The 24,227-nt window shown below is 59.2% G+C and carries 27 protein-coding genes; 12 read left to right on the top strand and 15 right to left on the bottom strand.

From position 1 onward, the window contains the following. The first annotated feature begins 35 nt into the window (after nucleotides 1-35). The 3 genes from HRU82_16845 (at nucleotide 36) to HRU82_16835 (ending at nucleotide 2,153) form a co-directional block, all read left to right on the top strand. The gene (locus tag HRU82_16845; GenBank protein QOJ37250.1) at nucleotides 36-680 is read left to right on the top strand and encodes a response regulator transcription factor; all 645 of its coding nucleotides are present in this window, start codon (nucleotides 36-38) and stop codon (nucleotides 678-680) included. Nucleotides 681-962: 282 nt separating this feature from the next. After that, on the top strand, nucleotides 963-1,376 hold the full coding sequence (locus HRU82_16840) for a hypothetical protein (protein QOJ36509.1): 414 nt from the start codon (nucleotides 963-965) through the stop codon (nucleotides 1,374-1,376). Nucleotides 1,377-1,451: 75 nt separating this feature from the next. Further along, nucleotides 1,452-2,153 carry a response regulator transcription factor gene (locus HRU82_16835; protein QOJ36508.1) on the top strand — a complete coding sequence of 234 codons (702 nt, stop codon included), beginning with the start codon at nucleotides 1,452-1,454 and terminating at the stop codon, nucleotides 2,151-2,153. A 33-nt stretch (nucleotides 2,154-2,186) separates the two neighbouring features. Here HRU82_16835 and HRU82_16830 read toward each other — a convergent pair whose 3' ends face one another. Continuing rightward, entirely contained in the window at nucleotides 2,187-2,765 is a 579-nt protein-coding gene (locus tag HRU82_16830) for an ABC transporter substrate-binding protein (protein QOJ36507.1), read from the bottom strand. A 206-nt stretch (nucleotides 2,766-2,971) separates the two neighbouring features. Between HRU82_16830 and HRU82_16825 the strand changes: the two genes are divergently transcribed. Next, the gene (locus tag HRU82_16825; protein ID QOJ36506.1) at nucleotides 2,972-4,222 is read left to right on the top strand and encodes a DUF3393 domain-containing protein; all 1,251 of its coding nucleotides are present in this window, start codon (nucleotides 2,972-2,974) and stop codon (nucleotides 4,220-4,222) included. Between the two features lie 153 nt (nucleotides 4,223-4,375). After that, on the top strand, nucleotides 4,376-5,812 hold the full coding sequence (locus tag HRU82_16820; protein QOJ36505.1) for a hypothetical protein: 1,437 nt from the start codon (nucleotides 4,376-4,378) through the stop codon (nucleotides 5,810-5,812). A 6-nt stretch (nucleotides 5,813-5,818) separates the two neighbouring features. Here the strand turns inward: HRU82_16820 and HRU82_16815 are convergent, their stop codons facing one another. Together HRU82_16815 and HRU82_16810 are read right to left on the bottom strand one after the other, a co-directional pair. Beyond that, nucleotides 5,819-6,952, bottom strand: coding sequence for a glycosyltransferase family 2 protein (locus HRU82_16815; protein QOJ36504.1), 1,134 nt, complete (start codon nucleotides 6,950-6,952; stop codon nucleotides 5,819-5,821). Between the two features lie 38 nt (nucleotides 6,953-6,990). Further along, nucleotides 6,991-7,716 carry a sterol desaturase family protein gene (locus tag HRU82_16810; GenBank protein QOJ36503.1) on the bottom strand — a complete coding sequence of 242 codons (726 nt, stop codon included), beginning with the start codon at nucleotides 7,714-7,716 and terminating at the stop codon, nucleotides 6,991-6,993. A gap of 300 nt (nucleotides 7,717-8,016) precedes the next feature. Between HRU82_16810 and HRU82_16805 the strand changes: the two genes are divergently transcribed. The 4 genes from HRU82_16805 to HRU82_16790 all read left to right on the top strand — a co-directional run bounded on the left by HRU82_16805 (nucleotide 8,017) and on the right by HRU82_16790 (nucleotide 12,474). Then, nucleotides 8,017-8,508: a hypothetical protein gene (locus HRU82_16805; protein ID QOJ36502.1), complete on the top strand. Its 492-nt coding sequence runs from the start codon at nucleotides 8,017-8,019 to the stop codon at nucleotides 8,506-8,508. 131 nt (nucleotides 8,509-8,639) lie between these two features. Then, nucleotides 8,640-10,340: an alginate export family protein gene (locus tag HRU82_16800; protein ID QOJ36501.1), complete on the top strand. Its 1,701-nt coding sequence runs from the start codon at nucleotides 8,640-8,642 to the stop codon at nucleotides 10,338-10,340. A 6-nt stretch (nucleotides 10,341-10,346) separates the two neighbouring features. Then, nucleotides 10,347-11,900, top strand: a complete 1,554-nt coding sequence (locus tag HRU82_16795; protein QOJ37249.1) for a sigma 54-interacting transcriptional regulator — start codon at nucleotides 10,347-10,349, stop codon at nucleotides 11,898-11,900. 310 nt (nucleotides 11,901-12,210) lie between these two features. Beyond that, nucleotides 12,211-12,474 carry a hypothetical protein gene (locus HRU82_16790; protein QOJ36500.1) on the top strand — a complete coding sequence of 88 codons (264 nt, stop codon included), beginning with the start codon at nucleotides 12,211-12,213 and terminating at the stop codon, nucleotides 12,472-12,474. A 242-nt stretch (nucleotides 12,475-12,716) separates the two neighbouring features. On the opposite strand, the gene HRU82_16785 is transcribed toward HRU82_16790, so the two are convergent. Together HRU82_16785 and HRU82_16780 are read right to left on the bottom strand one after the other, a co-directional pair. Beyond that, nucleotides 12,717-13,010, bottom strand: a complete 294-nt coding sequence (locus HRU82_16785; GenBank protein ID QOJ37248.1) for a hypothetical protein — start codon at nucleotides 13,008-13,010, stop codon at nucleotides 12,717-12,719. Nucleotides 13,011-13,118: 108 nt separating this feature from the next. Continuing rightward, nucleotides 13,119-14,390 carry a DEAD/DEAH box helicase gene (locus HRU82_16780; GenBank protein QOJ36499.1) on the bottom strand — a complete coding sequence of 424 codons (1,272 nt, stop codon included), beginning with the start codon at nucleotides 14,388-14,390 and terminating at the stop codon, nucleotides 13,119-13,121. 307 nt (nucleotides 14,391-14,697) lie between these two features. Between HRU82_16780 and HRU82_16775 the strand changes: the two genes are divergently transcribed. After that, a complete protein-coding gene (locus tag HRU82_16775) occupies nucleotides 14,698-14,985 on the top strand; it encodes a hypothetical protein (protein QOJ36498.1) in 288 nt (95 codons plus the stop codon). A gap of 97 nt (nucleotides 14,986-15,082) precedes the next feature. Beyond that, nucleotides 15,083-15,484 carry a DUF3574 domain-containing protein gene (locus HRU82_16770; GenBank protein ID QOJ36497.1) on the top strand — a complete coding sequence of 134 codons (402 nt, stop codon included), beginning with the start codon at nucleotides 15,083-15,085 and terminating at the stop codon, nucleotides 15,482-15,484. 44 nt (nucleotides 15,485-15,528) lie between these two features. On the opposite strand, the gene HRU82_16765 is transcribed toward HRU82_16770, so the two are convergent. Further along, a complete protein-coding gene (locus tag HRU82_16765) occupies nucleotides 15,529-16,587 on the bottom strand; it encodes a hypothetical protein (protein QOJ36496.1) in 1,059 nt (352 codons plus the stop codon). A 231-nt stretch (nucleotides 16,588-16,818) separates the two neighbouring features. On the opposite strand from HRU82_16765, the gene HRU82_16760 reads away from it, so the two are divergent. Continuing rightward, nucleotides 16,819-18,450: a tetratricopeptide repeat protein gene (locus HRU82_16760; protein ID QOJ36495.1), complete on the top strand. Its 1,632-nt coding sequence runs from the start codon at nucleotides 16,819-16,821 to the stop codon at nucleotides 18,448-18,450. 29 nt (nucleotides 18,451-18,479) lie between these two features. Here the strand turns inward: HRU82_16760 and HRU82_16755 are convergent, their stop codons facing one another. From HRU82_16755 to HRU82_16715, 9 genes are all read right to left on the bottom strand, one after another. Beyond that, a complete protein-coding gene (locus HRU82_16755) occupies nucleotides 18,480-18,899 on the bottom strand; it encodes a hypothetical protein (GenBank protein ID QOJ36494.1) in 420 nt (139 codons plus the stop codon). Continuing rightward, nucleotides 18,896-19,138 carry a hypothetical protein gene (locus tag HRU82_16750; GenBank protein QOJ36493.1) on the bottom strand — a complete coding sequence of 81 codons (243 nt, stop codon included), beginning with the start codon at nucleotides 19,136-19,138 and terminating at the stop codon, nucleotides 18,896-18,898. The genes HRU82_16755 and HRU82_16750 overlap by 4 nt, the downstream gene beginning before the upstream one ends. A gap of 75 nt (nucleotides 19,139-19,213) precedes the next feature. After that, nucleotides 19,214-19,432 carry a hypothetical protein gene (locus tag HRU82_16745; GenBank protein ID QOJ36492.1) on the bottom strand — a complete coding sequence of 73 codons (219 nt, stop codon included), beginning with the start codon at nucleotides 19,430-19,432 and terminating at the stop codon, nucleotides 19,214-19,216. 149 nt (nucleotides 19,433-19,581) lie between these two features. After that, nucleotides 19,582-19,764 (bottom strand): helix-hairpin-helix domain-containing protein, encoded by a 183-nt coding sequence (locus tag HRU82_16740; GenBank protein ID QOJ36491.1) that lies wholly within the window; start codon nucleotides 19,762-19,764, stop codon nucleotides 19,582-19,584. 206 nt (nucleotides 19,765-19,970) lie between these two features. Beyond that, nucleotides 19,971-20,114 (bottom strand): hypothetical protein, encoded by a 144-nt coding sequence (locus HRU82_16735; protein QOJ36490.1) that lies wholly within the window; start codon nucleotides 20,112-20,114, stop codon nucleotides 19,971-19,973. Between the two features lie 383 nt (nucleotides 20,115-20,497). Continuing rightward, nucleotides 20,498-21,205 (bottom strand): carbonic anhydrase family protein, encoded by a 708-nt coding sequence (locus tag HRU82_16730; GenBank protein QOJ36489.1) that lies wholly within the window; start codon nucleotides 21,203-21,205, stop codon nucleotides 20,498-20,500. A gap of 215 nt (nucleotides 21,206-21,420) precedes the next feature. After that, entirely contained in the window at nucleotides 21,421-22,122 is a 702-nt protein-coding gene (locus HRU82_16725; GenBank protein ID QOJ36488.1) for a uracil-DNA glycosylase, read from the bottom strand. Nucleotides 22,123-22,241: 119 nt separating this feature from the next. Next, nucleotides 22,242-22,775 carry a peptidylprolyl isomerase gene (locus HRU82_16720; protein ID QOJ36487.1) on the bottom strand — a complete coding sequence of 178 codons (534 nt, stop codon included), beginning with the start codon at nucleotides 22,773-22,775 and terminating at the stop codon, nucleotides 22,242-22,244. 58 nt (nucleotides 22,776-22,833) lie between these two features. Next, nucleotides 22,834-24,189, bottom strand: coding sequence for a DEAD/DEAH box helicase (locus HRU82_16715; GenBank protein QOJ36486.1), 1,356 nt, complete (start codon nucleotides 24,187-24,189; stop codon nucleotides 22,834-22,836). Nucleotides 24,190-24,227: the final 38 nt, after the last annotated feature.

The raw sequence follows: 24,227 nt of genomic DNA, 5'->3' as shown, positions 1-24,227 counted from the left end.
CTTTCCATCAGCCGCTATGACGCGAAGGGGTTTCGATCATGAAAATCCTCATCGTCGATGACCACGCCGTCGTCCGTCACGGGGTGAAGCAGATCCTGTCGGAACACTTCCACTGCTCGGTCCTTGCCGAGGCGCAGAACGCCGAGGAGATGATGGAGCACCTTCGCAAACGGCAGTGGAGCGTCGTGGTTCTGGACGTGGGAATGCCCGGCAAGGGAGGTCTGGAGGCGCTCAAGGAGCTGAAACAGCTTTACCCCAAGCTCCCCGTCTTGGTGCTGAGCGCCTATCCGGAAGATCAACTGGCCTTGCGCACCTTGAGGAGCGGCGCCGCAGGATACCTATCCAAAGACAGCGCACCCACGGAACTGGTTCAAGCCATCCGCAAGATCATCGCGGGCGGCAGGTACGTCAGCGCGTCGGTTGCGGAGCTGCTGGCACTCAATCTCGAGCACGATCTTGAAAAGCCCCTGCACGAACAGTTGTCGGACCGCGAGTATCAGGTGATGTGTCTCATTGCCGTGGGGAAAAGTCTCAAAGACATCGCCGATGATTTGTGCGTGAGCATCAGCACTGTCAACACCTACCGAGCCCGGATTCTCGAAAAGATGCAGCTGAAGAACAATACCGAACTCACGCACTACGCGATCGAAAACCGGCTAGTTAACCGGCTGATCAACTGACCTCTGCCGTTCCTGCATTCCTCCCCAGTCCGCCCTCCTGCGCTACGTAGCACGGACGATGACAACCCATCTCGACAATCATCGACCGAGAAACTGCGTCGATGGTGATGGTACTTTCCCTGCCAACTCGGTACTCCTAACTCGCCAGTCATGCTGGATTCACAACCCACCGATCTCCGCCCCGCTCGTTGGAACGGGAATCCGGTGAGGCTTAGCGGAGGAACCCGGTACGTCGCCGATGAGTGCGCGGGACCGGTCAACGCCCAGAGGAGGAGGCCGCACATGAACCACCGCCATCGAACCGCCAGAATCCGCATCATGATTGTCGACCCCGACTGGCACTTCGGGCTTGAGCTAGCCGATTGCCTCGCGACCAGCGGGTATCAAGCCGTGTTAACCAGGAGCCTGGAATCCATGATGGAGGACCTCGGAGAACTGCAACCAGGCGCCATCCTGGTACGGGCCGGGTCCGACGATGCCACGGACCGAGTTCCTGACTCCGACACATTACGCGCGCTCAAAGCCCTCTGCCCCGATGCGCCGGTGTTGAGCCTCCTTCAACCGACCGGTAACCTGTCTAGCAGCGACCGTTCCGTCGCACCAAGCCAGAAATCCTCGGATCATGCGTGCTTGGGACGCCCGCTGGAGGAGGTGCTGAGGACCACGTGGGGAATTCGTTGCGAGCGGATGGTCTGACCGTCAGCCTCCGCAGGGCCGGTCGGCTGAGCGGAGAACACCGCGATAGGACGTCGTCATCGAAAGGATTGTCACATGAGCGGACAAGAGGAGAAGGGTCGCTCGATTACCGCAGCCATCATCAGCAAGAACCATCTGGTTCGCCTGGGGCTTCAAACTGTCATCAATTCCCAGCCTCGCCTCCAGCTGCTCTGGGAAGCGGCCGGCACGGCTGATGCTGAACTCAGCTTGACACACAAGCCCCCGCACGCCTTGGTGATCGAGACTGAACCGGACAGCAGCCTTCCCGACCTGATTCGAAAGGTCAAGACCACCGTGCCGAAGACAAAACTCGTGTTATTGAGCGGGATTGAGCACAAGTACCGCACATTGGAAGCCTTGTCTTCCGGAGCGGATGCCATCGTCTTGAACGTTCAGCCAGCCGTGGTGCTCCTTGCCACCATTGAATACCTCTGCAGCTGCCCCCCACCCCTACCGGCAAGCAACTTCCTCATAACCGGCGCGCACCCTACATCGACCGCAGCAGCGCAGCCCGCCGACGCCTCAGCAGGCACGCTCTCATGCCCCGATGTGTTGACGGAACGGGAGCATGAAGTTATCGTGCTCATCGGCCAAGGACTTTCCAACAAAGCCATCGCAGACCGCCTCTCCATATCCAGCACGACCGTGCGTCACCATCTCACCAGCATTTTCGACAAACTGGGTGTTGCCAACCGTCAGAAGCTTCTCATTCGCGCGCACCAATATGGTCTCGTGGCATGTAAAGCCACGGCATAGGCTCGCGATCGAACCGGTCCTGTGGGCCTTCGATTATGCGACCAGATCGCGCTGCTGCATACGCTCCATGAGTTCAGCAAAGGAGCCGTCTCGGAGAATACGGGAGAATTGGGCTTGGTACCGCCCGACCAGACTTGCGCCATCGACGACCATGTCATCCATGAGCCACGAACCGGAGCGCCACACCACCTGAAATTCAATGCGCGTATCGACCTCTACCCCGGCGGGCGCCGTGGTAACCTCCCTTACCGCATCGCCTTCTCCCTCCGACAGGTAGGCCACGCGGTCCGCAGAGTAATCCCGGAGCCGATCGGTCACGTCGTCACGCAAGAGCTGCACAAAGAGGCGGACATATTGCCGGCGCTGGGGTGCGGACAGGCCCTCCCAGGCCTCTCCCAGCGAGCGTTGGGCCATCGCTTCGTAGTTGAAGCTGCGGCGTACGATCTGCTCGACTTCCCACTGCCGTTGCGCCGTGCGGCTGGCATCGCGCAACTCACACAGCACATACAGGACCTCCCGGACCGTCCCGCGGACGGCCTCCGTCGCAGTCTGCTCCGCGGACGCGAGGTGCGGCAGAGGAATATACAGAGCGGCCACGATTGCGGTCGTCAAGAGAACCCGGGCGAGACTGTCTTCACGTCGGTTCCGTCCGGGTTTCGTGTCGCAACCATTCAAAGCCATTTCCTACCTCTCGGGCAATTAGAAGACGCCGTCGATCATGGTACCGACCGGCTATTCAAGGCGTCAAGTTAGGCCCAGCGCTCCCCGATCCAGACTTTCTCTTTTCGAACCCTAGGCTCCTTCTGTATACTCGGCCCATGCATGCCAGGCGACTTCCTGCCTTGTTCTTCGGGTTGACTCTTTCCCTGCTGCTCTCGGGCTGTGAAACCGCCGACAAGATGCTGGGCGCGGCTGAACGGGCCGTCGGCAGCAATACCGGACGAACGGTCCTGGATATCGTCGGGGGCAAGGACCCGGCCGACATTGCCAAGCGTCGAGTCGAGCAGTATGGGCGCGATCCGCAGGCCCTGCTACGGGATCTCCGAGCGATTCAGCGAGATTTCCAAGCCCTCATGGCGGCCCTGAGCGGTGAGGTCGGCAAGAAGTGGGGGCAGAAGGAGGTCAAACTCCCCGAGCAGAAGAAGTACGTCAAATACACACAGAATTATCGGAGCCGGGCGATCGTGGATTTCGACGCTGGCACCATCGTCATCGAAACGCTCGACGACAAGGATCCGCGAACGAGCCTGAAAAATGCGGTCGTGACCACGCTCCTCACACCCAACGATCCCCGGAGTGTCGATCTGTTCACCGATAAGGAAATCACCCTGACCAGCGACAAGGAGCCATACCTCCTCGGCCTGGTGGTGGATCAAGCCGGCAAACCCCTGCGCACGCCGTCGGAAGCCGAGCAATTCGCAGACTCGTTGCTCGCCAAGGGCCCGAGCACCCGGGAGGTGGATCAGGAAGACGGACGAAAGACCGCCCATCTCGTGACCATTCCGATGGTGTCGAACTTTTCGCATAAGCAGGCCGAGAAGTACCGCACAACCGTCACACAGTTTGCTGAACGGTACCAGATCAGCCCAAGCCTCGTGTTCGCCATTATCCGCACAGAAAGCAACTTCAATCCCTTTGCGGTCAGTTCGGCACCGGCCTATGGCTTGATGCAGCTGGTTCCCACCAGCGGCGGCCGTGATGCCTTTCGCAAGGCCAAGGGTGAGGACAAGGCCCCGACTCGCGACTACCTGTTCGATCCGGAGAACAACATCGAACTCGGCACCGCCTACCTCAATGTGCTGACCTACAGCCAGCTGGACGACGTGGCGGACCTGGTCTCGCGGGAGTACTGCGTCATTTCCGCTTACAATACCGGCGCCGGCAATGTCTTCAAGACCTTCTCCAAAGATCAGCGCGCAGCAGTGGATCAAATCAACCGACTGCAGCCGTCCGCCCTTTACGATCGCCTCCGCTCATCGCTCCCCTATCAGGAAACCCGAGACTACCTGGCCAAGGTGGTGGGATTCCGCAGGCAGTTCGTCAGTCTCAGCGAGAACGGGCTCCGCTAGGACGCCGCCACATCAGGGAGGCACTCGATAGACATCCCACAGAACAGCGCTCTCCGCCGGAGCATTCTCGGCGCAGCCGGAGTCCTGCTCCTCATCGCCTTGGTCCCAATTCTGCTGGTGGACATCCCGCCGCTGGTGGACTATCCGAACCACATGGCTCGCATTCACATCCTGGCCGACGGCGGGCGGCAGCCCTTCTTGCGGCAGTATTATGAAATCCACTGGGACCTCCTGCCCAACCTTGCTATCGACCTCCTCCTGCCGCCGCTATTGGCGCTTGTCTCGATCGAAACAGCCGGCAAAACCTTTCTTGGGTTGATTCTCACCTTCCTGGTAGGCGGCACAATGGCCTTGCATGCCGCTCTCCATCGACGATGGTCGCCTTGGCCCCTTTTGGCATTTTTCTTTCTCTATAACAGCGTCTTCCTCTGGGGATTCCTGAATTATTTATTCGGCCTCGGCTTGGCCCTGTTCACCTGCGCCCTCTGGATCATGCTCCGCGATCGGTCTGCGCGCCTGCTCGTGCCGCTCTTTTCCGTGCTCGCGGTCATGCTGTTCTTCGCCCATCTGTTCGCCTTTGGTGTGTTCGCCCTCGTCGTGCTGTCTCACGAATGCGCCGCCTGGTGGAACGACCGGCACACCGGCACTCAGGTCATGGATAGCTCGCTCGTGAAGGCGCTCCCGACCCTCGTCTTACCGCTGATCCTGCTAGCCCTTTCGCCGACGTTCAGAACCGGGCCCTCAGACTATCCGTTCTGGCTCCGCGGATTACCCCCGTCACCGACAGTGACATTTCTCCCCTTGAACACCAAGGTCGAGGCCTTCAAGGGAACACTCCGCACGGAACATCAGGGGTTGGATCGCTTGACCGTGATGCTCTTGGCGGGGCTCATCGGGGTGGGCCTTGCGCGACAACGGTGGTCCCTGCGCCCCTCCATGTACCTTCCATTGGCCACGACGCTGGGGGCGGCACTGGCCATGCCGGCATCGATCGGGACGACGGCGGTCGTCGATATCCGCATGCCGTTGGTGGTCATCCTCCTGGCGATCGCAAGTTCGGATTGGGCGGAGCGGCGCCGGCGCTGGTTTGCTCCCGTGGCCTTGGCGTTGAGCCTGCTGTTTGTGCTGCGGATGGCGGTGATTACCGACGGGTGGCTGGAGACGAATCGCCACTATCGCCAATTTATCGCGGCGCTCGATCGACTGCCGGAGGGGACGCGGCTGCTGTCCGCGATTAAACTCACTTCGTACGATGCCAACTCGCCTCGGGATTCGAGGATTCCCGAGACCAGACCGCTGGTCAATCTGTCCTGTTGGGGTATCATCCGCCGATCAACCTTTGTGTCCAATCTGTTCACGGCGCCGGGCCAACAGCCGGTGCAACTGACCGCGGCGATGCGGTCACTACTGACCGTGGAAGAATTCCTGGCCCAAGCCGTTCCCATTCCTTGGGACCGGTTTCGCACTCAATACGAGTACGCAATGGTGCGCCGCACCCAGACTCTTCGTCCGCCGGTACCATCGGACTTCGTTCCGGTCGCCCAAGGCGACGAGTTCGTGCTGTACCGGATCCCTGAGCGCCAACCGTGACCCACGCTACCGGGCCTTGACTTTCCAGGTGTAGGAAGCGGTCACGGCATAGTTCCACACCGTCCCCACGAGGATGCCCGCCATCGCGGAGACGCCCCAGTGGAGATCTCGCCTGAACAGATAGGATGCTACCCCCACATTCCCGATCGCGCCGAGGCCGCACACGAGCACGAACGAGAGCCATCCTCGCGCCCAGTGCCTTCCCCTGAGCCGTCGGTCGCGATAGGTGATGAGGTTGTTCAGCGCAAAATTGCTGGTCATCGCCAGCAAGGTCGCGAGCGTCTGCCCCCACGCAAAGGGCAAGGATAAGCCGCGATACAAGAGCAGCAACGAGGCGAAGTGCACGGCCACCCCCGATCCGCCGACCAAGGCAAACGCGACCAGTCGCACCGGCACGAATCGGCCGATTGACTTGTCGAGCAGGAGCATGAAGTACTCCCACACCACCTGACCATCGACCTTGCTTTCCCCGGCGTACCGAGTTCTGAACTCAAAGGGAAGTTCTTTGAACCGAAGCGGACGAGGCGACGACGCAAAGAAGTCGAGTAACAGTTTGAATCCGAGCCCGGACGTCCGCCGAACGAGCAGATCGAAGGTGTCACGCCGTAAAGCGAAGAACCCACTCATCGGATCGGTGAGTCCCTCCGGAACCCAGGGCCGGCTCACAAAGGTCGCCAACCGGCTTGTCCGCGCGCGAAAACCTCCCCATTGGCCGATACTTCCGCCGGCCATATACCGGCTTCCGATGACGATGTCATATCCCCCCTGTTTGAGCTGCCTGAGCATCTCCGGCAAGAGCCGTTCATCATGTTGGAGATCGCCATCCATCACGGCCAGGAACGGCGCGGAACTGGACAACATCCCTTCGAGACAGGCAGAGGACAGTCCACGGCGGCCGATCCGTTGCACACAACGCACGTGACGGTTGGCACAGGCAAGGTTACGCACGATGTCGACGGTTTTGTCGGGCGAATCGTCGTCCACCACAATCAATTCCCAACGCACCCCGGCCAAGCAGGATTCCAGGAGATCGACCAACCGGACGATGTTGTCCCGTTCGTTGAAGGTAGGGACGATGACGGATAGTTCCGGACCCGGCAGAGTTCCGACTGTACCCTGCCCCTGTTCCGATATCGGCATAGTGACTGGCTCAAACCGCATTACAGAAGAGAGAGGCCTTACAAACCTATCACAAGCCTTGCAGGCGCGACTCGTTCGCTCAAGCCGAAGGACAGGTCTCCCTGAATCTGGTCGGGATCATAATAGGTGCCGAACAACCGATCCCAGATCGTCAGCCATGCGCCTAGATTCTTTTTTTGATGGGCCGGGTCTTTACTGTGATGAATGTGGTGATACCGAGGAGTCACGAAGATCCATTCCAACCTAGAGGATCGCCAGGTGACATTCAAATGCATCCAGTTATTTCGCACAATGTGTTCAACCATGATGAATTGAAAAGCCCAGGCGGATGCGTCGTGCAGGAGGGGAAGGGCCGCGACGTAGGTCAGGTTGAAGAGAGCGATATGGGGAATGGTCGCCCGAATCCCGGCCAACCAATACAGGGAGGTGGGAGAATGATGCCAGCGGTGCACCCGCCACAGCGCCCTCGTGTGCATGAGCCGATGGACCCAATAGAGCCCGAAGTCCTCGACAAGATAAAAGAGGATCAGTTTGAAGATCGTCGGCAGCGTGTAGAGGGCAACGGGGAGGTAGGAGGGGATGGGAATACGATCCGTCAGTTGCACAACCAGCAGAAACGAGAGATTGTACAGTCCCAACGCCAACAGATCCCGCCACAACACCGCACGATACCGAATCGGGCGGGCTGGGAAGCACCACTCCACTGCGAAACACAATAAGCCGATTCCCCAAAACATCAGGTACGGATACCACGCCAGATTCATTGCTTGCTTGCCATCCTTCCCATCAGCAGGGACCTGCTCGTCTTTGCCGCTGTCGCCACCGTTACCGTTTTATTTCACGAACTACACCGTTCCTAATAACGGACACCTTCGCCCAAAACAGAGCCCCAAGCGCAACCACCTGTTTTTTTCACAGTAAATCAATAATTTGTCAATCATTGTTCGCCGATGCGAAACGGCACGGCCATTGCTATATGAACCAGCAGCAGAGCATCACAATATACAGCAACCAATACCATTCAATCGGCACCGCGCCGAATAGATCTCAAGGAGGAGGACGTCATGAGCAGAACCATCCGATTTTTTTCCGCAGCCCTGTTAGCCAGCGGGATCACGTTCCTCGGGCTGTCCACAGCCCAAGGATTTTCCAACGGCATTGAACCCGTGATGTGGAACAGCAACCAGAAATCGCAAGCCTGGGCCGAGGAGTTGTTGGGGCAAGTGGTCACATACCAGACCTTGGCGGAAAAGAATCTGATACCGGGAAACTTCGAAGCCTACGTCGACCAGATGCGGAAGGTCCGAGAACTCTATCGTGCGGGCAACCGACGCGCCACCTATGACGGCGTCAACCAGCTCATGGTGATGCTTGAGGCCAGAGTAGGCGGCATCGACTCCCACAGTGCCGACGCCTTGTGGGACTTCTGCTACCGCGTCACACCGGACGAGTACCATGCGCGCGATCGCCACATCCGCGCCAAGGGCGCCGACGAGGTGCTGAAGCACGAAGAGTTCATGCGCAACATGGAAGAACGGGCGGCCATGGGTTTCTAAGGTCGATTGCCTTCAGCGAACAGTGAATCAGCCGACGGGTCGGCGGCTCGCCGGGGCGAGCGGTCGACCCGTCGTCCCCATACGGGGGAAGGGAGGATTCCCATGTTCCGATGGATTCGAGGCCTCGCCTTATGTCCCAGTGCAGCGTACGGCTCCTGTTGGCCGTCCTTGTCGCGATGGTCGTCTCCGGATTGGCGCCGATCGCCACCCAAGCTGAGGTCGGACCGATTCGCTACGGGCCGGCGTCTCCCGGGCTGACCTCTTCGCCCGCTCCGCTCTCGCCGGACATGGAGAGCGAGGGTGTGGCCGACGCCTCGACGCCCCTCTGGTCCGCTTTTGATCTGCGACATTTTTGGATGCGGGCCGATCTTCGCGTCAGGCCGGAATGGCGGAACAGCGTCTGTTTCGGCGGCGGAGCGCCGGTCAATGGCGCTTGTAACAGTCTCGCCCCTTCCGGTTCTGGTTCGGCGGCTCACAGCGGCCGCAACGCCGCGGATTTTTTCGTCCAGCAATGGGCGCGAGTGGGGCTGGGATACGACCCCTCGCCTCACCTCAACTTTTACGTAGAGCTGCAAGACTCCGCTACCTGGGGAGGCAGCGGGAGGCCGACCGGATCCACGGATGGGGATGCGGCTAATCACCAGTGCGCCACGTCACGTCTCGGCCACTGCCGCCTGGGACTTCGCGCAGCTTACGCCCTGGTGCGCAATCTTGTCGGCGTTGAGGGACTCAGCGTGAAGATCGGCCGGCAATATGTCGTCTTCGGTAACCAACGCTTGTTCGGGCACTTCGATTGGGCCAACACCGGCTATTCTCACGATGGGGTCATGTTGAGTTACGCCAAGACCGACTTCGACCTCAAACTGGGTTGGTTCCGGAACTCCGAAACGGACGTGGGGCAGGGGCATCCCGGAGGAAGTCTGACCCCCAACCTGTTAACCTGTGACACTGAGCCGGGATCCTCGTCGACTTGCAATCCGGCGCTGGCGCAACATGCATCGGATGCCGGCAGCGACGTAGACCTCGTCGTCTTCTACAACCAGATCCGCAGTCTCCCGCGTATGGTCGTGGAGCCCTACTATGTCCTCTACTCCAATCGACTGCCGGAGCGGGCGAACCCCGGTCAGTATCTGGCGAAATCGGCCTCGCAATTGCGCCACATGGTGGGCATGCGGATCGAGGTCAGGGACGGGAACTGGGACTTCGCACATGAAACAGCCTATCAGTTCGGCCGCGCCGCGGACGGGTTCGGCGGCGACAATCAACGCAACCTCCGGATCAACGCTTGGGCGTCCGGCACGTGGCTGGGGCATACCTGGTACCGGCATGCCTGGAAACCTCGGGTTGCGATCGGCTTCGACTACGCGTCCGGCGACGGCGACAGCAACTGCGTCACGTCGGACGGCACCCAGGCGCGCAGTTGCGGCGGCAACGCCAACACCTTCGAGAATTTTTTCCCGACGAACTTCCTTCACGTCGGCTACATGCTCAACGGCGCCTGGCGCAACAGCGTCCAGCCGCAGGTCAACTTCCAATTCCGTCCGACGGCGCGCGATCACGTAGAGATCTGGGCCCTGCGCAAGTACTTGGCAAGCGCACGCGACAATTGGTACCGTGGATCACAGGGGCCGTTGGTCTTCTCGCGAGCCGACAATCACACGACGCACGTCGGCGACGAGATCGACTTCGCATGGAGTCACATGTTCGCGGATGGAAAAATTTCTCTGGCGGTCATCTATGGACACTTCTTCGCCGGCCCCTACATCGGGCGACAGCTCGGCACGTCCACTGATCAAGACTGGGGCATTGTTCAACTCTGGACCAATTTCTGACTCATGATGCAACGCGCCACCCTGAATTTTGAGACGCTCCTCGAAGTCACCAATGCCCTCAATTCCCAGCGGGACATCGAGAGCTTGTGGCGCGTCATCGCCGATCAGATCAAGAAGGTCATCCCCTGGGATCGGGCCGGCATTACGCTCTACGAATCCAGCTCCGACTCCTTTCGGTTTTACGCCGTCATTACCAACATGGCGACGCCGGCCCTGGCGCACGACAGCATCATCCCACGAGAAGGCAGCGCCGTCGGATGGGTGTACGATAATCGACGGCTCCACATCCGGGGTGATCTGCAGCAGGAGCAGGTCTTCTGGGAAGACCACTATTATGTCCGCGAGGGGCTCGGTCGCATGATCAATCTCCCCCTGTTGGTCCGCGAACATTGCCTGGGCACCTTGAATATCGGAAGCGTGCAGCCCGGCGTACCGGACCCGGAGGACTGTAAATTTCTCCAACAGGTCGCCACGCAGATCGCCTATGCCATCGACCATGTGCTGGCCTATGAACAGATCAAGCAGCTGAGCGAACAGCTGCGACGGGAAAACGAGTATCTCACCGAGGAGGTCAAAGCCAGCCGAAACCTACGGCTGGTAGTGGGCAACTCTCCGACCTTTTCGAAGGTCGTCGACCTTGTCAGGGCCGTCGCGCCGACGGACACGACGGTGCTGTTGCTTGGGGAGACTGGAACCGGCAAAGAAGTGCTGGCGCAGGCGCTGCACGATCTGAGCACCAGGAGCCACAAACCGTTTATCCGCGTGAACTGCGCGGCCCTGCCCTCGGGGCTGATCGAGAGTGAATTGTTCGGCCACGAGCGCGGGGCATTCACCGGAGCGCAACTGCGTCGAGCCGGGCGTTTCGAATTGGCGCACGGCGGGACCCTGTTCCTCGACGAGATCGGCGATATGCCCTTGGAAACCCAGGCCAAACTGCTACGGGTCTTGCAGGATGGAATGGTCGACCGCTTGGGAGGCAGTCAGCCCGTCGCAGTGGACGTTCGGCTGATTGCGGCCACCAACGCTGACCTGCAAGCCGTTGTCAGGCAAGGCACCTTTCGCGCCGACCTGTTTTACCGCCTGCACATTTTCCCGATTCACGTTCCACCGCTACGGGAACGCCGGGAAGACATTCATCTTCTGGCCCAGCACTTCTTGGCGCAGATCGGACACAAACTCAGGCGCCCGCATCTCACGTTCGACCCTCGCTCACTCGCCAGGCTCTTGGCCTATCACTGGCCTGGAAACGTACGGGAGTTGCAGAACGTGATCGAGCGGGCCGTCATCCTGTCGGGCTCGTCCCATGTGACGGTGGACGAGGTGCTGCTGCCCGGCACGCAGGCCACACCGGACACACGCCAGGAGCATCCGGCCAACTTGAGCGACCTGGAACGCCGACATATCGTTGATATTTTGGAGCGAACGAATTGGCGCATTTATGGGGAGCAGGGCGCCGCCCAGCTCTTGGGTCTGAATCCTGAAACCCTCAGAAGCCGATTGCGGAAGCTGGGCATCCGGCGTCCTTCAAACAGACTGCCCGGTGCCGGCTCCCGGCAATAAATCTTCCCACCACAGCGTTGCGTCTCGACTCCTCCGGCTTGCACGGTGAGAAACACAGAACCTCACCTGTTTGACCGGCAGCGTCATCGCATGGTACCCTCACTCACCGTACGAGCTATTATCCGAGTATCCGCCGCGTTGCGTGTCTTCGCCCCTCACGCACGATTGCAACTCTGATCCTTCCGTTCCTACGGCCACGGTTGTTTTTCAAAATTAGGAACCGCCACACTCGGGAAGTCGGCGGTTCCTCCCACGGACCCGACTAGGGTCCAGACGTCGTCGTCCTATCGTTTGACGAAAGGATTGTTTGATGAAAATGACATCCGTCCGGCGTGGGAGAAAATCCGCGCAGAAGAAGAAGACGGCGGGCCCGAAACTGAGAATCTCGTGGGCGCAGTTTGGCTTGATCGATCCCGCCCTCGAATCCAAAACGGTTTCCATGGATCAAATCCGCCGCGAGGTCACTGCGCTTGCCAGTGTGGGAATCGGAGAGGACACTCGCATCCGCTCCGAACAGACACTGCGCCCAGTGGGACGAACCGGACGAGGGCGACATCGCCCATCGGAGGAGTAAGACAACAAGGAGGGCACCATCGCACGAATAGGCAAAACCACGATCGCCAAACGCGATCGCGAAAAAGCGAAGCAGGTCAAGCAGCGAGAAAAAGAGACCAGGCGTGTTCAGCGCAAGGCCGACAAGATGGCTCGTCCGCCCAAAAGTGAGGGAGAGGATCCAGACTTAGCGGGACTTCGATGGGGACCCCAGGAGCCTCTGTACTGACAGAGGCCCTGGACTCCGTCATCGATTCAAGAAGCTTACGTCGCTTTGATGAACCGGTCTTCCCCGAACAGCCCTCGTAGCTGCTTGCTGACCAAGGACCGATATTCGCCCTTCTCCTTCGCCATCCGCACGATACCTTCCGCGTCGGTCACGATCAACAGGTCCTCCTCGGCGATGAGGACCCGGTCTCCCTTACCGACGTTGATCCGGTATTGCGTGCGTCCATCGGGATTCCTGGTCGGTCCCATCACGATTTCGGTCAGCCCGTCGATATGCCCCTTCTGACCATCCAAACGATGTTGCACCATCGTGCCGTCAGGAATTCGCACCCACTGTCCCGCCGGTCGCGGCCCGTCATGTCTCTCGTCACTCACGCTATGCCCTCCCTTGCCTCAGCTACGTGTTGCTTGCCTCATTCGCCCCTTGGTTTCAACTGATCAGTTGGCAGTCTCCCCGCCCTCGTTCTGCGGAGCCCCGTCGGCAGCCTGTCTCCATCCACGAGCGGAACTGCTCCGCCGACGGCGGCGAGGCGGCTCACGTCGCGGACCACCCGCCGCTTCGGGCTGAGAGGCGTTGGCCACGGCCAACCCGTTTCCCGCACGAGGAACCGCTTGCCCCAACAGTCGCTCAATGGCCCGCATCTGTTCGTGATCCTCAGCCGTGACGAAGGTCGTGGCCCGTCCCGTGGTTCGCATTCTCGCCGTCCGCCCGATACGATGCACATAGTCCTCCGGACAATTCGGCACATCGTAGTTGATCACATGGCCGATATTCGCCACATCGATGCCACGAGCCGCGATGTCGGTCGCCACCAACACGCGAAAGGTCCCCCGTCGAAACCCTTCTAGTGCCGCACGGCGTTGCGGCAGTGTCCGTCCACCATGTAAGACAGCCACACGATGTCCGGCAGCCTCGATCAAGCGCCCCAGCCGATCAGCGCGATGTTTGGTACGCGCAAATACCAATACTGAATCCGAGTCAGTCTTGAGCATCGACATCAGGAGGGTATTTTTGTGGTCATGGGACGTGTGATGGACGGCCTGAGCCACGCCATCAGCCGTGGTGGCAGGCTTTGCGACCATAACACGAACAGGGTTCTTCACACTGGCTTGTGCCAAGCGGGCCAAATCGGTCGGCATCGTGGCGGAGAAGAGGAGGGTTTGCCGCTCTTCCGGCATGGCATCCAAGATCTGGTTGATCTGGGGTGCAAAACCCATATCGAGCATGCGATCGGCCTCATCCAACACCAGGATCGTCATGGCAAGGAGACTGACCGTGCCGTTCCACATGTGATCGAGCAATCGCCCCGGCGTGGCCACGATGATATCGGGACGCTGCCGCAGACCTCTGACCTGCGCCTGCATATCGGCCCCGCCTACCAGGGTGGTCGCGAACAATTGGAGATCACGCCCCAGGGTATCGATCGTCGCTTGAATCTGAATCGCCAATTCCCGTGTCGGGGCGAGAATGAGCGCGCGGGGCTGCCCCTTGGGCGTGCCGCTCAGCCGTTCCAAAAGCGGAATCACAAAGGCCGCCGTCTTGCCTGTGCCTGTTTGGGCGCAGCCCAACACATCCCGTCCCGTGAGGGCATGCGGAATGGCCTGCGCCTGAATGGCGGTCGGCTCGGAGAATCCCGCCTTGGCCAAATTTTTCAACAGGGTGGGAGACAAACCGAGGGCATCAAAGTTCGATAACACAGTCGTCTGCACGCAACTATCCTTTCGTTGTGATCGCATTAAGACGGGATCAGAGAACCGGGGGAGGGTGATTCCGGAAGGAGTCAGCTCCTGACAGGACCTGGTCGCGATGCGATCGCGCGGTCCACAGTGAAGAGGGACAGCATTGGTGGACCGATACAATGCTGTTAGATACGACACTCTACCGTATGGCGTCGCGATAGGTCAACTGGCGTGGCGGTTTCGAGCGTGCTTTGCTGATCTTTTCGAAAGGCATCCGCTTGCCGAACGTCAAGAATCACCTATACTATTTACTATCTTCCAGGATAAGAGGTTCCTGATGCGCACGATCTTCTCTGTCTCCGCTTGCCTATTGACGCTCGCACTCTGTTTTCCATCTTCGGGTGAGACGGCAAACTCGACGGAAGCCGACAAAGCCGGTTCAAACCAAGGCTTGACCTTCGAAGACCTCGGACGGGGGCTGAAGAGCGCGGTCAAGAACATTGAAGAGGAGATTCCCAAAATCGGGCCGGCGATCGCCGATACGTTCAAGAAGGTGACGGGTAACGCGAAGGAAAAAGACCCAAGCAAACCTCCGTCCCAGCAATCAACCAAAACCAAACGGTAGCCACTCCTTAAGTCTGACTCCACGGACCCAACCTGTGACGACGTTGTTTACCCCGCTTTTGGCCTTGGCACTCCTGGCAACAAGTACTATGGGCTGTGTGAAACAGTCCCCCGTGGCTCCGCCGCTCACACCACCTTCGCCTCAAGCCCCTTCCTCCTCTTCCCCTTGCCCATTCGGCGAACAACAAGTCACGACCGACACCCTCTATTTCGGCACCGCCATGCAAGGAGGCGTGGTCAGCAAGGCAGAGTGGGCGGCATTCCTTAATGAGAACGTCGCCCCCGGCTTTCCGGAAGGCTTCACAACATGGGCTGCTTCAGGTCAATGGCGCATGGCTGACGGCGCGATTGAACGCGAGACGTCCCATGTGTTGCAACTGACCTATGACCCCACACCCGCACGAGAAGCCGCCGTACGCCGCATCATGAGCCAATACAAGAAAACATTTCGGCAGGAAGCCGTCATGAGAATCCGTTCGGTAGCCTGTCGCTCCTTCTGATACAGCCCCCCTTATCCACCCTCACCCCAAGCGACGCCCTACGCTTATTTTCGCCCTCCCCGCCCCTTTCCATTCCGTTCCACATCACTCAGAATCTGCCGCAGCAATTCACGCGTATTCAGTCCGCCCGCTTGAGACGGCCCCACATTGCCCACGGTGGCCGGGGAAATCAGAGTCGGAGGCGGTAGCGCAGGCGCAGCCGAGGCGGCTCCGTTGACTGAATTGGACACTCCCGGCACCACCGGCAAACCAGTCGTCGTGGCCAGGATCAGGCCCTTGATGCCACTTCCCGGCAGCTCTTTCCCGTTTTCTGGCGCAGACTTCTCCCGGAACCCCTGTTCCAATTCCAACGCAGCACCGATTTGAGCATTGGCAATCTGCTTAGCGATCGGATTCGGCATGCTGCGATGTTCCTCCCGCGCAGCGAGTGGCACCGGCGGCCGATGGTCGCCGCCTCCCTCCGACACCTCCCCTACGGCCTCAGGCTTGAGCGATACTTCCGACCCCGTTTTGAGAGAAAAGGGCTTGCCCTGACCCGTTAAGGGCTCGACTCGTGCTTGCCCCTCGAACACACGTAGGGTGTCGACCGTGGCGGCATTGACCAGTCGAGCCAGGAGCGATCGTTGTTCTCCCCCGACCGTTGAAGCTTCCAGGATGCCACCGCGGCTGATGACCCGCGCCAGCGGCGTCTGCACGGTCAACGTATCCGTCATCCGGCCTGCGCTGTAGGACAGGACGATACGCACAGCCCCTTGATGCAGGTGAAGTTCGGTCTGCCCATGGCGGGGTTCACTGATGTGAACCCGTGCCTCTTCCTGCAAGGTGATCACCGCTCGGCGGTCCCAGAGCACATCGACCGTCTCGCCCGGACCCAAACGTAGCTCGTCTCCTCCTCCGATCTTGTCCCCGATCTTCAACAGAGTCGGTGCCGCGCCGGTCTGAATTCTCTGAGGGCCACCGACCATACCCGTGACGATCCCGCTCGCTGGAGCGAGCCCGACCAGGGGCTTGGGTAACTCCTCAGCCCACCCAATAGGAGCCGAAGCCAGCAAGACCAGCCCGACACAACACCCTATCGCTCGCAACCGGATGATCGCTCTCATGAGACAGCCCTCCCTAGCGTCCGACTGTTCAAAAACGCGCACATGTATCGACTACAACTCCGGCAAATCGTTGATGGGAGCCATTTTGCAGGCACAGGCACTCGGAAGTTGGCCTACAGGTGTCGTATAGTAGGAGCCCGAGATGCGCAAGGTCAAGCAGGGTGGAAGCTCCTCTTCCCACGCGAGACCAGTGCCCTTCAAGCCGGGGAACGCCAACAAATTGGAACGAACATGAATGTCTCAGCCTGTCGATCACCGCATATCTGTCTTTGGCTGCTGTGCTGGCTCGCCATCACGATGATGGTGCCGACGCCGGCCATGGCCCAGGTAGCGGACGCGGAAGTACTCGTGGCTGAGGGGGTATTCGCCTTTGACGGTAAACGCTATGACGACGCGATCACCCTGCTCTCCCGCGCCGTTTCACTGGATCCACGCAATGCGCGCGGCTTCTATTATCTGGCGCTCTGTTATCTCGCGCGGGGCCAGGCCGAACAGGCTTTGGCTCCGCTTACCACGCTCCGGGCCCTTCGTCCGACGGACCTCGAAGCCGCCTACCAATTGGGCGTCGCACACTTTGCCCTGCGCAACTACGCACAAGCCAGGCCCTTGCTCGAAGAGGTGTTTCGCCGAGAACCGAACCGAGAGAATGTAGGATTGTACGTAGGTGTGCTGCGCTATCAGCAAAAGGAATACGACGAGGCCGCCATAGCCTTGAACGCTAACCGGTCGATCGATCCGGATCTTCGTCAACTGGCCCTCTTTTATCGAGGGCTCGCGCTGGGGATCTTGGGACTGTCCGAGCAGGCCCAGGCTGAATTGGATTCGGCACGGCGGGTCCAACCCAACTCTCCGATCACGGGAGCCTCCGTCCGCATTCAGGAAGCGCTCACCGCAACGAGACGAGTTCCCGACAGCCGGAGGCTGCACCTGCAATTGGCGGTGGGTGGATATTACGACGACAACGTCGCGGTCAATCCTAGAGCGAGCAACGACCCGGTCGCAGAACTGCTCCGCTCCCGCAATACGCAATCACCGGGATTCGTGACGTCCGCTCGCGGCGACTATGCCTGGTATCGAAACGGTCCGGTCGAGTCGACTCTCACCTATTCCTACTACCAGACCGTCAATACCAACAGCGGCGTCGGGACCTTCAACCTGCAAGATCACTTGGGAGGCCTGTCGGCAGTCTACCGGGGAACCCTTCGCACTCTGCCGTACGAGGTCGGAGGCCAATACAGCTACGATTACATGCTGTTGGGTCTTCGCGGATTTCTAGCACGCCATACCGTCACCCTGCCCGCGACGTTCGTGCCGCCAAGTGTCACGCTTCCCTGGCTGGGTCGCATGGACAACCTGAGCACGCTGCTCTACCGCTTTCAGCGCAAGGAATTTTTCGCAGAACCGGGAAACAACGACGTACGGTTTGCACCTGAGTCGCGCGATGCGTTCAACAATATGGTGGGATTTCTCCACGCGTTCCGATTCCGACAAGACAAGGTCATTGCTCGGGTCGGATACCAATTTGATACGGAGGCCGCCAGCGGGTCGAGTTTCGCCTACTCAGGTCATCGATTGCAGGTGGGCGGTCAGGCGGCGCTGCCCTGGTATGACATGAGCGTGAGAGTCGACTATGAGGTCCATTGGCGGGACTACAACCATCCGCAAGTCTTGTTTCCCGATGAGGCCGGACAGTTCTCTGCACGCCGCGACCTCGAGCAAGATATCTTCGTTCAAATTGCCAAACCGCTCCCCCATCATCTCACGCTCGCGCTGCAATACCAGGGAGTGCTCAACGATTCAAACATTCCCGTGTATGCTTACAGCAAAAACGTCGTCACCACGCTGCTGACCTGGGCCTACTAGTGGATCGGGATGACGCGGTTGGCTCAGCCCTAGGTGCGATGTTGTTCGCTAACTTGCTCGCTGCCGTTCGTCTTGGTGATCACCCATTGCACGCCATCCGGAATCCCAATGACCTTCAGATCGGCACAATGGCCATTGGCCTCCTCGCCCAACTCCTCGACCACCTGTATCAGCCTCCTGTCATCCCGTGGAATCAACGCTCCACATTGATTGAGAGCTGGCTCACGTGGAGTGGCCGCAGAGTGCCAGTAGGCTCCACGGTCCGTCTCCTGCAACGCCTCCGGCTGCCCCAACTCTCGCAGTCGCAAGAAGGCCTTATGGCTGACGCAAAACCGATCAAAACTCTTGTTGATGACGATCTTTTTCATGTTCTTGTTCGCTTTCCATTTCTCACCGCAGGCATGAGCATTCAAGGCATAGAAATAACTTCCGCATGGGATTACCGTCATGACGCAGGTGGCGGGTCTTGGTACCCAATATAGTTGCCGCTCCAGTGTGCATGCCGCCGATCGGCCCAAAGCCGCACCTCGTCTTTGCGCAACTCGCCATAACGTTTCTGGATGACATCGCTGAACGTCGCCAAATTCCCCTGGATCGCCTGAATATCTGCGTCGGTAATACGTCCCCACTTGGCTTTCAAGGGAGCCTGGAGTTGTATCCAAAACTGCTGGAACTGTTCCCGCGTCATACGGACCTCCTTACTAGATGATGATGGGCCTGGGACAAACTTCATGGGAATGGTCGTCTGCGTCACCGGAACCACTCAGAATGTTCGTTTGGGGCGCCGTATGCCAAGATATACGATCAGCAGTCCCATTCCGCCCAGTGAGAATAGCCAATAGATGGGGATCGGCACCGTCACAATCTCCAGCCAGTTCAAGCCGAATACCACCAAACCGAGGGAAAGAAACACGAGGGCGGTAGAGAGCATGAGTGAGACCTCATCTAATCGATCGGCGCTCGACACAGAAGAGTATTGCATTGCAGCCTTTCTATCGAGTGGACCTCACCATCCTGAGTCCCACACGACCCTCGCCAAATGCGCCCACGTGCCCGCGGCTCCAGATGGCATTGACGATGGGCATCGACCTGCGAACAATCAGGCATCGCGCGGTGAGCCTTTCGTCTCCCTCATGACGCAGTCGCCATGAGTCGATTCCTGATCCGTATATATACGTGCGATGGAAGAATTTCCCTGTCCAACAACTCCTCTCGGTGATGATAGGGACGTCCATCCATAATTTTCTGCGCGTAATGTACGCCGATCCCGTTCAGAGTTTTGAGGCTGGATGCCGAGGCAGAGTTGATGTTCATAGGAGCCTCGTGACTGCACGGCTCAGAACCCTGAACCAGACCATCGGCGGCCCACTCCCCCTGCGTCCCCAACCTTCCCATCGGCCGTGATCGAACACGATGTTCCATTCGCATGATCTATTCCCTCCTCGCGTCTTCGTCCACGCTCCTGTTCCTCGCACGACTTGGTCGTGTCACTCCCCGGACACCCGAATACTCCATGACGATCATGTTCGATGCTTGCCCAACACTACATAGTCATGGACATAGGTATAAAGCATGATGATCAGCACGGCGCCTCCGAAGCAAATTGCGGCGGCGGAGAGTAGATTGTGTGTCGCCCAGGAAAGAATTATTTGCGTCTCCATCATCTGCTCCTCCTTCGTAAGAACTCATTGATTCAAAGGACTCATCGATTCATCGGCTTGCCGAGCGACGATCGCACGACCGTGTCCTGCAGAGCACTCTCCGACTCAGACTCGAGGTTTCAATTGAGAGACCGGTACCTGCAGAACGCGATGACCGATCAGCGTTCCGTGGCGTTCGAAGCGGCGAAGACTTGGGACTCGCGCAGAAGAGTGAGCGACAGTGCGCGAAAGGGGAAAGCCAGCGTGGCTCAGTACGTCATGCGTCACCCTATAGGTTGCAAGGCATCATGTCAATGCACGAACACCCCGAGAACCTCATAAGGGCATGATTCCGTATGGGAATAATTATTATCGAGGAGTGATGAGCAGGTCCGAACGTAGTTGAATTACTCCTCGTCGACCTCGCGCTCATTCAGTGGTTGAACCGGCCGTGCATTGTGCCCGATCAACGAGACGAACCGCTCAAGATGAGCAGCGGTGATATGGATCGGCTCCTTCAGCACGATCCAATGAACGCCTTCCGTGCAAGGCGGCGTGGTGAGTGAGCCGTCGTAGGCATAGTGATGCAGATCTTTCGGCAACAGGTCTTGCGGATTAAACAGCAGGTCCCGCACCTCTTCCTGCTTGCCGCTCGGAATACGCTCCCACACATCGGCGAGCGGCGCCGTCTCCGTACCCAGCTCCATCAGGATCGCGAGGACGACGAGGTGTCCGCTTTCATCTCGGTGCACCAAATGGGCTTCCATGGGGTAGATTCGCCCATTCAGCTGGTGTTCGCTTGGCTCGTGAAAATGGAACTCCTTCAGAGAATAGGACCGCCCTGAGAGTTCGAGCGTCCCACCTGATTGAAAATCGACTTCGACGGTGTGATGAGACGTCCCCACATGCCCTGACGCCGCGCGGTACTGAATCAGCATGCCATCGTGACCATGGGGGTGAGAGGCAGTTCGAATGTTGATGGGGGACTGGTGCGTACCCTTTTCGCACGAGGCAGTAGTTGGTGCAAGTGTTCCCCAATGGGACGACCCTTGCTCCCCCTCATACTGCCAGGCAAGCGTGGCTCCCTGTGCAGGAGGGCCGGCCTCCGTAGCCAATACCCCCTCAGCGGATGCAGTTCCAACGACCGTTATCGAGAGCAGCCCAATCCCCAGCCGGGATAGCCCCAACCTCTTAATGCGCAAGCGTAACTCTCGCAAGAATATTGTGGCGGCCCTGTAACAAAAACGGGGGTAATAGTACTAGCCTCTCGAAGAAGCCGTCAAGGCGGCCCCCAGCACCGTCTGGGTCGCACGCGCCAGCAGATGTAGACCTATACTACCGCCGTTCCCAAGTCGACATCGGGAATCTGCCAGTCGATCGGATCGCCCCCCGCCTCACCCAGTGCGCAGTTGATTCGAGAAAAGCATCGACAGCCCCAAAACCTGCGAACGGATAACGGCGACGGATGGGCGCTTTCGATCACCACGTGCCGAGGTCCCGTAATAAACCGCCGTTTCTGTCTCGCCTCATTGCCCCACAGCACGAAGATGACTCGAGTCGGCTTGGCATCCACCAACCGGATCAGAGCGTCCGTAAAAGGTTCCCACCCCTGCCCTCGATGGGAATGGGACGCATGGGCCCGAACGGTCAAAACCGTGTTCAACATGAGTACCCCTTGCCTGGCCCAGGGTTCCAGACATCCGTTGTTCGGAATGCGGCACCCGATATCGTCACGAAGCTCGCGATAGAGATTTTTCAGAGATGGCGGCAATGTTCGCACATGGCGCCCGACGGAAAAACACAGCCCATGGGCCATGCCTGGCGTGGGATAGGGATCTTGGCCGAGCAATACTACTCTCACCCTGTCGTAGGACGTCAATTCCAGGGCTCGAAAAATGTTCGCCCGGTCCGGAAGGATCGTGCGGCCGCTCGCCACCTCCTGATCGAGAAAGGCATTGAGGGCTCGATAGGTTTGACCCGACTGTTCCCTTTGGAGAAGTGGATTCCAGTCGGGTGGAATGGGTGGCAACATGAGGATGGGGGGTCGGGTTTGAGTACCCGCACGAGGGGCCAACCGGACGAGTCGCCTGAGTGCCACCGGCAGGAATCGAGAGAGTCCGCCGAACTTCCTGCCGAGGGGCGCTTCAGATCCTACGGTGTTTGGGGCTCCTTCGCTGCAGGAGGATCACCCTTTTCAACCTTCACGATGTTCACGTCGAAGGTCAATGTCTTCCCGGCCAGCGGATGGTTGAGGTCGATCAAGGCCTTCTTCTCGTCGGTTTCCAATACTTTCACCAGTCGGCCGTCAGCCGCCTGCAAAATATCCCCGGCTTTCACGTCTTTAGGTAGTTTGTCTTTTTCGACCGACTGCCGCAACTTGTTGTTGTAGGGACCGTAGGCATCTTGTGCCGCCACATCGATACGCTTCTTTTGACCGGGCTTCATGCCTTCCAGCGCCTTTTCCAGGCCCGGCACGATCTCGTGTGCTCCCTGCACGAAGGTGATCGGCGCCTGGCCCACATTCGAATCAGCCACGGTCTTGTCCGGCAAAGTCAAGGTATACTCCAACGACACCTTCATGCCGTCGGCAATCGCCAAGTCGCTTTCCGCATAGGCCCCTTGTCCCATGAGCTGACACACAATAGCCGCCATCATGGCCATCAACAGATTTCGTCCATGCCTCATAATGTCATCTCCTTCGATCTTGTTCGACCGTCTCTCGCTGACCTGGAATAGGCCTCGCCTATTGAGCCCGACGTGGTGCCGCAGGACGATCCGTTCGCCAGCCTCGATGCCTCTGGCCAGACCTGACCTCCTGTGACGGCTGATCGTGGCGCCCTCCCGCGCGATGGGAACGAGTCTCGTAATTTCGCCCTTCGTGCCGCCGCAATCCATCAGGATGCGACTCGCTGGCAGGGGGCGGCAAAACCTCCAACGGTGGGAGCGTGAGACGTCGTGTCTGAATGCGCAGGCGACGCACCATCGCCAAATATTCCTGCTCCTCTTGGGGCGACAGGATCAAGAGGGTTGTCCCAGACCGATCAGCGCGCCCCGTCCGGCCCGTTCGATGCACATAAGACGTCGGGTTCCCCGGCAGTTCGTAGTGGATAACTTGCGAGACGGTCGGCACGTCCAAGCCGCGAGCCGCGACGTCGGTCGCAACCAACGCCCGCAGTCGTCCATTTCGAAATGCCCCCAGCGTCCGCTCGCGTTGGGCCTGAGAATGGTTCCCGGTAATCGCCCCCACGGAGGCCGGCTCGCCGCCTAGCCGAGCAGCCAGCCGCTTCACCTTGTACTTCTGATCGCAGAACACCATGGACTGTTCGCCCTCCATGGTCTGCTGCACCAAGGTGTGCACCAGCTGCGCCCGCGAGGATTCATTGGGAACAACATAATAGGCGTGGGTAATCGTCGAGGGTGTGTTGACCCCCTGATCCACAGCCGTACGTACCGGGTTGTTCAGCATCGACTCGGCCAGCGCTTGGATCTCCGGTGAAAAGGTCGCCGAGAAGAGCAAGGTTTGGCGCTGAGAAGGAAGCAACTGCAAAATACGCTGGATATCCCGCAGAAATCCACGATCCAACATTTGGTCGGCCTCGTCCATGACGACGTACTCGACCCCGCGCAAATCCAGGTGACGGGAGCCGGCAACATCGAGCAGGCGACCGGGAGTGCCGGTCACAATCAACGGCGGCTGACGGAGCGCCCGGTAATGCCGCTCAATTGGCACCCCGCCGTACAGGGCCAACGATGTCACGGCTGGGGGCGCGTACTTCCGGAGTTCTGTGTCGATTTGAAGGGCCAATTCGCGGGTCGGCGCCAGCACCAGGGCTCGCGGCAACTTCCGTAATTCGGCCTGTGAGAATGGAGGCGCCGTTCGGCCAGCCGATGCCCACCCAACTCGGGCAGCTCGTTCAATCAAGGGAATGAGAAACGCCAATGTCTTCCCGCTTCCGGTTTTGGCCTGCGCCAAGAGATCACGACCATCCAGGGCCAGGGGAATCGCGGCTTGCTGGATGGGGGTCGGTGCGGTGAACCCGGCCTGTCGAAGGCGATCAGCGAGCCAGGTGTTGAGGGAGAATTCGGCAAACGAAACCATGTAAGGGTACTCCTAAATCTCTATCGTGGAAAACAGGG

Source organism: Nitrospira sp., assembly GCA_015709715.1.
Lineage (GTDB): Bacteria > Nitrospirota > Nitrospiria > Nitrospirales > Nitrospiraceae > Nitrospira_A.
Note: the sequence above shows the minus strand (reverse complement) of the source record. Positions and strands in the feature narration are given on the sequence as shown.